The 12,870-nt window shown below is 29.1% G+C and carries 11 protein-coding genes; 8 read left to right on the top strand and 3 right to left on the bottom strand.

The annotated features are described in order from the left end of the window. Positions 1 to 222 precede the first annotated feature (222 nt). The gene (locus HUE53_RS14110) at positions 223 to 2,853 is read left to right on the top strand and encodes a valine--tRNA ligase (RefSeq protein WP_014164277.1); all 2,631 of its coding nucleotides are present in this window, start codon (positions 223 to 225) and stop codon (positions 2,851 to 2,853) included. A gap of 150 nt (positions 2,854 to 3,003) precedes the next feature. On the opposite strand, the gene HUE53_RS14105 is transcribed toward HUE53_RS14110, so the two are convergent. Next, positions 3,004 to 3,945 carry a LysR substrate-binding domain-containing protein gene (locus tag HUE53_RS14105; RefSeq protein ID WP_014164278.1) on the bottom strand — a complete coding sequence of 314 codons (942 nt, stop codon included), beginning with the start codon at positions 3,943 to 3,945 and terminating at the stop codon, positions 3,004 to 3,006. A gap of 245 nt (positions 3,946 to 4,190) precedes the next feature. Between HUE53_RS14105 and HUE53_RS14100 the strand changes: the two genes are divergently transcribed. Further along, positions 4,191 to 4,673 (top strand): Dps family protein, encoded by a 483-nt coding sequence (locus HUE53_RS14100; protein ID WP_014164279.1) that lies wholly within the window; start codon positions 4,191 to 4,193, stop codon positions 4,671 to 4,673. Here the strand turns inward: HUE53_RS14100 and HUE53_RS14095 are convergent. Beyond that, positions 4,670 to 5,872, bottom strand: coding sequence for an LETM1-related biofilm-associated protein (locus HUE53_RS14095; protein ID WP_065213720.1), 1,203 nt, complete (start codon positions 5,870 to 5,872; stop codon positions 4,670 to 4,672). The genes HUE53_RS14100 and HUE53_RS14095 overlap by 4 nt on opposite strands. 211 nt (positions 5,873 to 6,083) lie before the next feature. Here HUE53_RS14095 and HUE53_RS14090 point away from each other — a divergent pair, with 211 nt between their 5' ends. The 4 genes from HUE53_RS14090 (at position 6,084) to msrA (ending at position 9,670) form a co-directional block, all read left to right on the top strand. Beyond that, on the top strand, positions 6,084 to 6,989 hold the full coding sequence (locus tag HUE53_RS14090; RefSeq protein ID WP_065213719.1) for a hypothetical protein: 906 nt from the start codon (positions 6,084 to 6,086) through the stop codon (positions 6,987 to 6,989). Positions 6,990 to 6,993: 4 nt separating this feature from the next. After that, a complete protein-coding gene (locus HUE53_RS14085; RefSeq protein WP_014164282.1) occupies positions 6,994 to 8,376 on the top strand; it encodes a hypothetical protein in 1,383 nt (460 codons plus the stop codon). A 163-nt stretch (positions 8,377 to 8,539) separates the two neighbouring features. After that, positions 8,540 to 9,061: a peptide-methionine (R)-S-oxide reductase MsrB gene (msrB, locus tag HUE53_RS14080; RefSeq protein ID WP_014164283.1), complete on the top strand. Its 522-nt coding sequence runs from the start codon at positions 8,540 to 8,542 to the stop codon at positions 9,059 to 9,061. 3 nt (positions 9,062 to 9,064) lie between these two features. Continuing rightward, a complete protein-coding gene (gene msrA, locus HUE53_RS14075; protein WP_014164284.1) occupies positions 9,065 to 9,670 on the top strand; it encodes a peptide-methionine (S)-S-oxide reductase MsrA in 606 nt (201 codons plus the stop codon). Between the two features lie 290 nt (positions 9,671 to 9,960). On the opposite strand, the gene HUE53_RS14070 is transcribed toward msrA, so the two are convergent. Then, positions 9,961 to 10,455 carry a metallophosphoesterase family protein gene (locus tag HUE53_RS14070; protein ID WP_014164285.1) on the bottom strand — a complete coding sequence of 165 codons (495 nt, stop codon included), beginning with the start codon at positions 10,453 to 10,455 and terminating at the stop codon, positions 9,961 to 9,963. Positions 10,456 to 10,815: 360 nt separating this feature from the next. Between HUE53_RS14070 and HUE53_RS14065 the strand changes: the two genes are divergently transcribed. Both HUE53_RS14065 and HUE53_RS14060 read left to right on the top strand, forming a co-directional pair. After that, positions 10,816 to 11,943, top strand: a complete 1,128-nt coding sequence (locus HUE53_RS14065) for a cysteine desulfurase family protein (protein WP_065213718.1) — start codon at positions 10,816 to 10,818, stop codon at positions 11,941 to 11,943. After that, a complete protein-coding gene (locus HUE53_RS14060; protein ID WP_192188590.1) occupies positions 11,940 to 12,827 on the top strand; it encodes a glycerophosphodiester phosphodiesterase in 888 nt (295 codons plus the stop codon). Before HUE53_RS14065 ends, HUE53_RS14060 begins: the two co-directional genes overlap by 4 nt. The last annotated feature ends 43 nt before the right edge of the window (positions 12,828 to 12,870 follow it).

The following is a 12,870-nucleotide window of genomic DNA, read 5'->3' as shown; positions in this document are numbered from 1 at the left end:
TTTACTTTTGCATAAAAAAATACAAAAAGTGTACCAAAAAAATACGTATATTTTTCTAAAGGAGCGAGTCTGCTTTCTACATCAATAATTTTTATTCCCACTGTGAAATCTATATGTTTTAGTAGTTTCCGTTGGGACTTTAGTTATTCATAACACTTTTATAAATGTTCTTTCAGTAAAACTGAAATCAAATTTCTAACTTTCAAAAATCTAAAATTTAAAATGATACCAGCACAATTTGATCCCAAGACCGTAGAAAAAAAATGGTATGACTATTGGATGGAAAATAAATATTTCCGTTCAACACCAGACCATCGTAAACCTTATACAATTACTATTCCACCACCCAATGTGACAGGCGTTTTACACATGGGACACATGTTAAATAATACGATTCAAGACGTATTAATTCGTCGTGCTCGTTTAAAAGGATTTAATGCTTGCTGGGTTCCTGGTACAGATCACGCATCTATTGCTACAGAGGCAAAGGTAGTAGCTAAATTAAAGGCAGAAGGGATCAATAAAAATGATTTATCTCGCGAAGAGTTTTTAAAACATGCTTGGGATTGGACACACAAATATGGCGGAACTATTCTTGAGCAATTAAAACAGTTGGGATGCTCATGCGATTGGGATAGGACCAAATTTACTATGGATGATGATATGACGGCATCAGTAATCAAGTCATTTGTAGATTTATATAACAAAGGAATGATTTATCGTGGTTACCGTATGGTAAACTGGGATCCTGAGGCTAAAACAACTTTGTCAGATGAAGAAGTAATTTATGAAGAGCGTCAAGGAAAATTATATCACTTAAGATATAAAATAGAAGATAGTAATGAGTTTGTAACGATTGCTACAACTCGTCCTGAAACTATTTTAGGGGACACAGCTATTTGTATTCATCCTGAAGATGAGCGTTACCAACATTTAAAAGGTAAGAAAGCAATTGTTCCTATTTGCAACAGAGTAATTCCTATTATTTTTGATGAGTATGTAGATATAGAATTTGGAACAGGTTGTTTAAAAGTAACACCTGCTCATGATATAAATGATAAAGAATTGGGAAATAAACACAATTTAGAAATCATTGATATTTTTAATGAAGATGCGACTTTGAATAGTTTTGGTTTGCATTATGTAGGCAAAGACCGCTTTGTAGTTCGCGATGAAATTGCAAAAGAGTTAGAAACTATTGGAGCATTAGTTAAAACCGAAAATCATCTAAATAAAGTAGGAACTTCCGAAAGAACTAAAGCTGTAATTGAGCCAAGACTGTCTGATCAGTGGTTTTTACGTATGGAAGAATTGGTTAAGCCTGCAATTAAAGCGGTATTAGAAACCGAAGAGGTGAAATTGTATCCATCACGTTTTAATAATACCTACCGTCATTGGATGGAAAATATTCGCGATTGGAATATTTCACGTCAGCTATGGTGGGGACAGCAAATTCCTGCGTATTACTATGGTGAAGGAAAGGAAGATTTTGTAGTAGCTGAAACAAAAGAACAAGCACTTGAGTTAGCAAAGCAAAAAACAAAAAATCAAGAACTAACAAAGGATGACTTAAAGCAAGATGTAGATGCTTTAGATACTTGGTTTTCTTCATGGTTATGGCCTATGGCCGTTTTTGGAGGTGTGTTAGATCCGGAAAATAAAGACTTTAAGTATTATTATCCTACTAATGATTTAGTAACAGGACCCGATATTTTATTTTTTTGGGTAGCGCGTATGATTATTGCAGGTTATGAATATGCAGATGAAAAACCTTTTACGAATGTATACCTAACAGGTTTAGTACGCGACAAACAAGGACGTAAAATGTCTAAATCTTTAGGAAATTCACCAGATCCATTAGATTTGATAGATAAATTTGGTGCTGATGGGGTTCGTTGTGGGTTATTGTTAAGTGCTGCTGCAGGTAACGATATTTTATTTGATGAAGAATTATGTAATCAAGGGAAGTCTTTTGCGAATAAAATTTGGAATGCTTTTCGTTTAATAAAAGGTTGGGAAGTAGCAGATATTGTACAGCCAGAAGCCTCTAAATCCGCGATTGCTTGGTATGAAGCTAAATTGCAAAAAACATTAGCAGAAATTGAAGATAATTTTGAGAAATATAGAATTTCGGATGCTCTAATGGCAATCTATAAATTAGTTTGGGATGATTTTTGTTCGTGGTTTTTAGAAATGATTAAACCAGGTTATCAGCAACCCATTGATAAAACTACTTTTGATAAAGCAATTGAAATGTTAGAGGCTAATCTAAAGTTATTGCATCCATTTATGCCCTTTTTAACAGAAGAAATTTGGCAATATATTGCTGATAGGAAAACGCCAGAAGAAGCATTAATTGTTGCTCAATGGCCAGAAATAAAAACCTATGATGAAAAATTAATTTCAGATTTTGATTTTGCTACAGAGGTAATTTCAGGAATTAGAACGATTCGAAAAGATAAAAACATTTCATTTAAAGATACTATTGAATTAAAAATAGTTAATAATGAAAAAGCTTCTACTTTTTTTGACACCGTAATTGCTAAACTAGGAAATCTATCTAATTTAGAATATGTTTCTGAAAAAGTAAATGGAGCCTTATCTTATCGTGTAAAATCCAATGAATATTTTATTCCAATAGGAGAGGGAATTGATATTGAGGCTGAAATAAAGAAATTAACCGAAGAGTTAAATTATACAAAAGGATTTTTAAAATCAGTTCAAGGCAAACTTTCTAATGAAAAGTTTGTTTCAGGTGCTCCAGAACAAGTAATTGCTAATGAGCGTAAAAAAGAAGCGGATGCTTTGGCCAAAATAGCAACTATTGAACAGAGTTTGGCGGGATTGAAATAAAAAGAAACATCCTAAAATATTTATAAAAAAGCTGTGCATTTTGCACAGCTTTTTTATGATTTGTTTTTTATTTAGGTTGTTTTATTTTTGAAATGAACTACTTTTTGTGATTAACCTTTTAAGTTTGTGGATCTAAGTTTTTTATTACCTTTATTTTTTTGAGAGAGGGCTAATGATTTCAACGTTTTGAAAAGCAATAGCTCCCCTTAAAACTCCTGAAATTACATTGCGTAAAGCATCTATAATATGGATTTTTAATTCATTTTTAGGGATTAATAAACTAACTTCTCTTGATGGTTTGGGATCTTTAAAATGACGTAGTTTTAATTTCTCTTTATCAGATAATTCTAAAGTATGCAAATAAGGAAGTAAAGTAACGCCCAACCCTTCGTTAGCCAATCGTATCAGTGTTTCAAAACTGCCACTTTCTAATTGAAATTTATTTTCTTTAGATGTATTTTTATTTTTACAAAGATTTAATATCCCATCTCTAAAACAATGACCATCTTGTAGTAATAAAATTTCATCTACATTTAAATCCCCAATTTCTAATTCAGCTTTGTTAAATTTACTATGACTTTCAGGAACGTAAACCATGAAAGGTTCATAGTACAAGACCACTTCTTTAATTTTTTCTTCTTCTAACGGAGTGGCTGCAATTGCTGCATCTAAATGACCATTTTTTAGTTTAGTGATTATTTCGTTGGTATTTAATTCTTCTATAATGAGTTTAACTTTTGGGTATTTTTTGATGAAATTGTTCAAAAACATTGGCAATAGGGTAGGCATTACTGTAGGGATAATTCCTATTCTGAACTCTCCCCCAACAAATCCTTTTTCTTGATCTACAATATCTTGAATTCGATCTGCTTCATTCACTATGTTTTTAGCTTGTTCAACAATTTTTTTACCTACTTCAGTAAGTTGAATTGGTTTTTTTGTTCTATCAAAAATAATAATATCCAATTCTTCCTCGATTTTTTGAATTTGCATACTTAGTGTAGGCTGTGTTACAAAACATTTTTCAGCTGCTTGAGTGAAATTTTTGTGTTCTGCAACAGCTAATACATATTGTAATTGTGTAATAGTCATTTTATAAAGTTCTTTTATACAAATATAAATATAATCAATTTGTTTTATGGTAAAAAGTGCTTAAATAAAAATAATTTTGAGGAACAAAAAGAAAGGCTTTAAAGAATTGATAATTTAATTTAACAGATTGTATTTATTTTGTTGTTAAAAAAAGTTAAAGAATCTATTAAAGAAAAAATATAAAACCGGAATGATGTTTCAGTAAGAATCTATATCATCAGGAACTTAAACTAAAAATGACTAAAATGAAAATAAATAACTTAGGACTACCAGTAGAAGAAACAAAAGAGTTAGTAATTCAATTAAATGCTTTGCTATCTAATTTTCAAATTTATTATCAAAACTTAAGAGGCTTACACTGGAATATACGTGGAAAACGTTTTTTTGATTTACATTTAAAATTTGAAGAGTTGTATAATGATGCACAACTTAAAATAGATATGATAGCTGAGCGAATTTTAACTTTAGGCGGGATTCCTTATCATACTTTTGAAGATTATTTGAAAGCTAGTGAACTTACGGCAGGTAAAAATATTTCTAACGATGAAAAAGCTATTAGACTTATCGTAGAATCGATCACCATTTTGTTGGTAATTGAACGTAAAATATTAAAAGGATCAGATGTAATAGATGATGAAGGAACGAGTTCAATGATGAGTGATTTTATAAAAGAGCAAGAAAAAACTATTTGGATGATGAGTGCTTGGTTAGAAGAAACTATAGATTAGCGTTCATCTAAGTTTTCATTGAAAGCAGAAGGAAGGAGTTTAGGAATAAATTTGATTAGGATAGGTAATAGTAAACTGCCACCAGGAACTAAAAAAATAGTAAGGGAGGGGATTGTTTTACAAATATCTAAGATTTGAGTCTTAACTTTTTTCTTTTCCTCAGGATTAAGTTCACGTAGAGTAGATTGTGATAATAAAATAACTAGTTCTTTGCTTTGTGAAAGTTCAATTAAAAGCCGTTTTTTATTTCTTTGTATAAGTGTTTGGATATTTAAACTGGTTTGGTCGTAAAAATGTTTGACAGGATTTGAGTAATTAAAATAAGGAATATTTTTTTTATTAAGACGTAAAAAATGATCCATATCATTAATACTTTTGCTGACAAAAGTATCAGAAAGATTTAATTGATGATTTAGAAATTTTAAAAATTGATATTCTGATTCATCCATCTGACCATCATTCCATAATGCCATGTTTGTAAGATCCATGAGATAAAATTTTTCATAATCATCTACTAAATAACTAAAATCGATATTTTCTAAAGTTGTTTTTGTATTTGCTCTGTTAAATTTAGAATAACGCACAGAAGAATCAAACAATTTCTGAAGAAGATCGTCATACACGGATTTAGTAGTTTTTGTAGTTAAGGCAAGTGAAATAACATTTACAATTATTTCTTCAATTTTTTTTAGATATTTTTTAGGGAAATAACCGTTTTCAAGATGTTTTTTAAATGCTAATACATCAATAAATAACAACGCATTGATTACTATATGTGAAAAATTTTTACTAATAATGTTATCATTAGTTTTGATACGGTTGGAAATAATTTTTTCTAATTTGCTTTCAAGCGTATCGTTAGGTAAAAAAAAATCAAAAAGACCCGACCCTTTAGGATGTAATTCCTGATAAAAAGTAACAATTTCTTTTGTAAAACGAATGCTATTATTGTCCTTTTTGATGATTTGATAAACACCAAACAAAGAATTTAATAAAGCAATTTTTGAAATTTCTTCTATGGTAAGCGAATGAATTTCAATAGGAATAGAGGTTACAAAATGAGTCGTATACCCAACTAAGAATCCCGTATTTCTTGTAGCCAGATAAAAACCTTCAGAATCAAATACGTTGAATTGTTCTTGTGAGGATTGCTCAAAGAAAAATTTGTGGACCCAACCGTGTGCTGATGGATTTATCATGTAACAAATTAATAGAAAAAAAGAAATTCAAGCAAATTTATATAATGTAATCTACTTAACATTTAGTCAATATTTAGAAGATTATTTTTGTGCTAAATAAATGAATAAAAAAAATAGAAAGCAGATCACTTTCATAAACAAATGAATAAGATTAACATTTAATCTTATTAAAGATACAATAAATAACTAAAAATAATTAATAACACAAAAAATGAATATTAAATTAAAAATTACATTATTATTACTATCAGGTATTGCAGTTCAACCAATAGCAGCGCAAGGTTGTAGTGATGCTGGATTTTGTTCCGTAGGAAATCCTTTTAAGACTATAAATAATGATATAAAAAATTATGTAGAAGTTAATACAGGTTACGGTTTAGGAGAACAAAACGTAGGTATTATTTCTTCTCATATAGCCTATACACGCCTATTTACAGATAAGTTTGCTATGAATGTAAAAGTTACAGGTTTATCAGCTAATGGTAATTTAGGTACTAAAACCAATATAGGGGATCTATTTGTAACGGCTAATTACAAATTAAGTAATTCAGAAAAAATGAAATGGTCTGGGGTATTAGGACTTAAAATTCCATTAACTAATGCTAATGATAAAATTAATAATGTTTCTTTACCCATGCCTTACCAGTCCAGTTTAGGAATTTATGATTTAATAGCGGGTATTGAGGCAGGAATAAAAAACTGGGATTTTAATTTAGCGACTCAAATACCATTAACTGATAATAAAAATTCGTATCTGAGTAATTTATCTTCCAATCAAGAATTTGTTTCTACAAATTTATTCCATAGAAGCCCAGACCTATTATTCAGACCTACGTATAAAATAATGTTAGCAAATGATCAATTAACATTAAAACCTAATTTACTATTTATTTATCATTTAGGAAATGATTCGTACATAGATCAATTAAATCAAAAAATAGAAATAGCTAATTCAAATGGTTTAACACTTAATGGAAATGTTATTGCAAATTATAAATTAGGAGCTAATAGTAGTATAGAAACATCTTTAGCAGCTCCGTTTGTAATACGTAAAGTTCGTCCTGATGGATTAACGAGATCATTTACTTTTGGAATAACATTTAAACAAGGATTTTAGTAAAATGCGAAGTTTAATTGTTTTAGCCTGCGGTGTGGTAAGTACAAGCTTTGGCCAAAAAGTAATTTCTGAAATTACATACACGGATGAAAGAAAACCTTTAGAATACGTTTATTTGCCTAATCAAGATAAAGTTGTACTAATTCAAGGAAAACCTGTAAATAAGGTTTATAAAAACGAAATACATGATATTTGGTCTTTTGATAAAGATGGATTTACACAAAAATTAATTTCAGACGAAAAATTAACCAATTGTGTTTTTTCGCCTATAGAAACCGCTTTTTTAATTGGTAAAATTTCAGATAAAAACGAATTCCCTAAGGAATATAAACTCAATTTAGACGGCTCTTCAAGCAAATTTTTTAAGATTAATGAAAATTTTAGATACTTTAATGATATTTACGGACTTTCAATAGTGAATCAAAAAAATAGCGATAAAGTAGATCTTAAAAATGAGGATTTGTTTTTAAAAGTAGTTGATTTATTTTCAGGGCAATTTACACAAAATAAGTTGGTTAAACCCGACCTAAACAAAATTGAAAATAAAACAACTACAACTTATTCTGAAGGGGTAAATTTTGATGTTCGGATAAACGAAGATAACATTAGTTTTATAACTAAATCTATAAATAAAAATTATAAATCAGCCACTATCTATAGGAATGTATATAATTTAAATGGAACCAAAATGGGCGATTTTTCCTATTTAGTAGATGTGCCTAAATATTATTTGTTATTTGCTGATAATGGAGGAGGGACTGTAATAGATACTAAAGGGAATAAAAGACTTTCTGAGTTAGCAATTAATAATTATGTGGTTGATAAAAGTACAGGAAATGTATATGTATTTGGAATTTTTGGAAATGAACCCAAAGAATTAGGAGAAAACATTAACATCCCATTAGGAGTATATGTGTTTAAATTTGATGCTAAAGGTAAATTAATTTGGGAATCGGTACAAGAAATTACAGATATAACAGGATTTAATCAAAAACAAGATATATCAAAAATTAATTTATCGTTACGAGTTCGTAAGGATGAGGTGTTATGTACTGTTAATTCTAAAGAATTAAATTATTCTGATACAATCGTTATTCAAAATGATACAGGACAAAAAAAATCAGATCATTTATTAAAATTCACTTCTGATCAAAATGTTATTTATGAATATGGAATTCAATCTAATTTAATAATAGATCAGTTTAAACAATTTAGAATAGATAAAGAAACACTTTATTTTATAAATACTTCGGATTCATTACAAAAATATTTGAATTCACTAGATAAAACAAAATCATTATTTTTCAAAAGCTATATTGCCCAAAAAGGCTTTTGGCTAATAGAAACGGATAATGCTTCTTATAGTAGAGTGTTATTTTTTAGTTAAGTTTGTTTAGATTAGGTGTCCTTTTGGGCACCTTTTCATTTTTAATAAAGAGCTTACTTTAAATAAAAAACAAAAATATTCTGTTAAAAATTAATCGGATGTAAACTAGATTACATTTAATTCAGTAAAACACAACTACCTTTAGTTTATAATATAAAAAAAGATGATTATGGTTAGGATTCTAAAAAAAGGAATTTTGTTTTTATTTCTAATTACATTAAATTATATGAATGCTCAAAACGGGAAAATTAAAAATCCATATTACTCCCATACAGCTACTAACAAATTAAAGCTAACGGATAAAGAATGGAAAAACATTTTACCAGAAAATTTGTACTTAGTTTCTAGAAAAGCAGATACAGAAGCTTCTTTTACAGGTAAATATTGGAATTATACAGGAAAAGGCACTTATTATTGTGCTGCTTGTGGAAACACATTATTTCGATCAGATGCTAAATTTGCAAGTTCATGCGGATGGCCTAGCTTTTTTGAACAAGTTGACAAAAAGAGTATTGTTTTTAGAAGTGATAAATCACATGGAATGGATAGGATAGAAGCTTTGTGTGGGCGTTGTGAAGGTCATTTAGGGCATTTGTTTGATGATGGTCCTGAACCCACAGGAAAACGTTATTGCATGAATTCAATAGCCTTAGATTTTGAACCCGATTCTAAAATTAAAAAATAAAAGATGAAAAAAGGAATAGTTATTTTTATAAGCTTTTTTAGTACAGTAATTTCGGCTCAAAAAACAAAAACACAAATAGAAACCATTACACTAGGAGGGGGATGTTTTTGGTGTATAGAAGCCGTTTTTGATAACTTAGATGGTGTTATTTCAGCGGAATCAGGATATTCAGGAGGAAATAGTTCAAACCCAACCTATGAAGAAGTATCTACAGGAGAAACAGGTTTTGCAGAAGCAGTTCAAATAAAATACGATACCACTAAAACCAATTTAGATGAAATTTTTAAAGTTTTTTTTACCGTACATGACCCAACCACTCTAAACCGTCAAGGAGCAGATATGGGATCTCAATATCGTTCCGTTATTTTTTATGCTAATGAAAAACAAAAAAATACAGCTAAAGATCTTATTATAGCATTAGAAAAATCAAAAGCTTATAGATCTAAAATTGTAACTCTATTGCAACCCTTCAGAGGTTTTACCAAAGCTGAAAATTACCATCAAAATTATTACGAAAACAATAAGAAGAAAAGTTATTGTCAATACGTAATTCAACCTAAATTAGAAAAATTTGAAAAAGTCTTTAAAGATCGCTTAAAGAAAAAATAATTAATATATAAGGTTATATAACTTTTTGAGCGTAAAAAAGTTGAATACAAATAAAGAAGAGACTCCAAAAACGGGTAATTTTGTTATTTATCGCTCATATCCATGATTTGAGTAAAACTTAAGAGAAATCGGAATGAAGTAAATCATTGAAAATCAGATGTAATTTATTCTAGTGTAAAATTTCTTCAGTTTTTAAAGCAACAAAAAATCTTGTTTTTTTATTTTTAGGGCCTCTTCTTTGTTGATTCAAAAATCTAAAATTGGAGCAATAGATAAAAAAGTATAAATCATTATCTAGAACCCAATTCAATGACTTCCAATTCTTTAATAGTTTCCCCTTCGATAATAAATCGCAACATAGTCCGTATTTGATGAAAACCACTTTTACCACAAGCCCCTGGATTCATGTGTAAAAGGTTTAATTTTTTATCAAATTGAACTTTCAGTATATGAGAATGCCCGCAAATAAATAATTTAGGAGGATTTTTATAGAGTTCGTCTTTAATTTCTGGATTGTATTTATTTGGGTAACCTCCAATATGAGTCATAAAAACATCAACCTTTTCACAATAAAAACGATTGTGTAAAGGAAATTCCATTCGGGCGCTGGTTCCGTCTATGTTTCCATAAACAGCACGCAATGGTTTGTATTTTTTTATGGTATCTGTAACGATTAGATTTCCTATATCGCCAGCATGCCATACCTCATCTGCCCAATTTATATGTTTAAGTATTGATTCGTCTATGTGTCCGTGGGTATCAGATAATAATAAAATTTTTTTCATACAAGGAAAACCTAATGGCTAATTCTAAAAGTTGTTAGATGATTTAAGCCCAAATTACGCATTAGAAATCTATTCCAACCTAAAACTATTTCAAAAATAAGCACTTACTCCTTTTTGAAATATTAATATATTCCAAAATTTCAAAAAGTCCGTGAGCACTCATTTTTATTATTTTTTTAGATTTCACAACGAAGTCTAATACGTAATCTGGGTTAAAAAAATATTCTTCTTTTTATTCAGAAGTATTTTCAGATTCAAATATATAAAATCATTAAATTTGAAATGAATAAAAATAAATGATAATTTCAGATAAAAGATATATGAAATTAATTATTATTTTACCTGTTTTATGATTTAAAAATGAAAAAAGTATATTTAGATAATGCCTCTACAACTTCATTGTATCCTGAAGTAATTGAGGAAATGACTCGAATATTAAGTACTCAATATGGAAATCCATCGTCTTCTCACCAAATGGGTAGAGAAGCAAAAAATGAACTTGAATTAGCTCGAAAAAGTATAGCTAAAAACCTTCAATGCAATGCTCAAGAAATTATTTTTACATCTTGTGCAACAGAGGCTAATAATTTAATACTTCGTTCAGCTATAAAAAGTTTGGAAGTAAAAAGGATTATTACAAGCAAAATAGAACATCATGCCGTTTTACATACAGTAGCCGTTTTACAAAAAGAATTTGAAATACAAGTAGATTTTGTCTCTATTAACCCTGATGGGACAATTAATTACGCTCATCTAGAAAACTTACTAAATTCAGATGTTAAAACCTTGGTTTCATTAATGTATGTTAATAATGAAATAGGAACCGTTTTAGATCTTCAGAAGGTAGCCCATCTATCAGAAAAAAACAATGCTTATTTTCATACAGATGCAGTTCAAGGAATAGGAAAATCAGTTGTTGATTTATCAAAGATTTCAATAGATTTTTTGGTAGCCAGTGCTCATAAATTTCACGGACCTAAAGGGGTTGGTTTTGCATTCATCAAAAAAAATATTGTTTTGCAACCCATATTGTATGGAGGAGAACAAGAAAAAGGACTTAGAGCAGGTACCGAAAGTATTCATAATATAGTAGGAATGGCTAAAGCCTTAGCTATTTCATTAGCTCATTTAGAAACGAACAAAGAATACCTTCAAGGGTTAAAAAAATATTTAGTAGAAGCATTTAAAAAACATTTTCCAGAAAGTATTTTTGTTGGAAACCCAGAAACGACTCAACATAATATTGTAAATATTATTTTACCATTAGAAGAAGCTAAATCAGGGATGATTGTTTTTTTAATGGATATGAACGGAGTAGCTATTTCAAGAGGAAGTGCTTGTCAATCAGGAAGCTCTAAACCTTCGCATGTTTTAGAAGCATTTATTCCTAGTGAATATTTAGCTAAACCCAATATTCGAATTTCATTATCTAAATACAATACCTTAGATGACATTGATTTTTTAATTGAAACTATTAAGAAACTATGAAACAAATACTAAGACTATTATTATTTTTACCTTTTATGAGTCAAGCCCAAAAATTTGATATTCAGGGGCATCGCGGATGTCGTGGTTTGCTTCCTGAAAATACAATAGAAGCAATGAAAAAAGCCATTGATCTAGGAGTTACTACTCTTGAAATGGATGTTGTTATTAGCAAAGATAAACAAGTTTTATTATCACATGAACCCTTTTTATCACATGAAATTTGTTTAGATAAAGAAAACCAAACCATTAGCGAAGCCACAGAACAATCATTTAATTTATATCAGATGAATTATGATGAAATAAAAAAATGTGATTGTGGTAGTAAAATACATCCCCGATTTTTAGAACAAGAAAAGATAAAAATCAATAAACCTTTATTAATAGAGGTAATTGATTTTGTCGAAAAATACATTCAGACAAAATATCCTAATAAAAAAATCTTTTACAATATAGAAACTAAATCAGATCCCAAAGGAGATGAAATATACCATCCGCTACCCAATGAATTTGTAGATTTATTGGTTAACGTTTTAGAAAATAAAAATATTATAGATAGGACTTATATTCAATCTTTTGACGTTAGAACGTTACAGTATTTACATCAAAAATACACTTCATTTAAAACCGTTCTTTTAGTTGAAAATAAATTATCTATTAATGACAATCTAAAGCGATTAGGTTTTAAGCCAACTGTTTATAGCCCAGATTTTATTTTATTAGATAAACAAAAAGTAGATTATTTGCATGCAAAGAATATAAAAGTAATTCCTTGGACCGTCAATAAAAAAGAAGATATGCAAACAATAATGTCATACGGAGTAGATGGGTTGATTACAGATTATCCGAATCGTTATTTTGAGCTAAAAAAACATAATTTTTTCTAAGTTCAAAATATAAGCGTAATTATTATATTTTGAACTTAGAAGG

The sequence above is a fragment of the Flavobacterium columnare genome (assembly GCF_014844295.1).
Classification (GTDB): Bacteria; Bacteroidota; Bacteroidia; order Flavobacteriales; family Flavobacteriaceae; genus Flavobacterium; species Flavobacterium columnare.
Note: the sequence above shows the minus strand (reverse complement) of the source record. Positions and strands in the feature narration are given on the sequence as shown.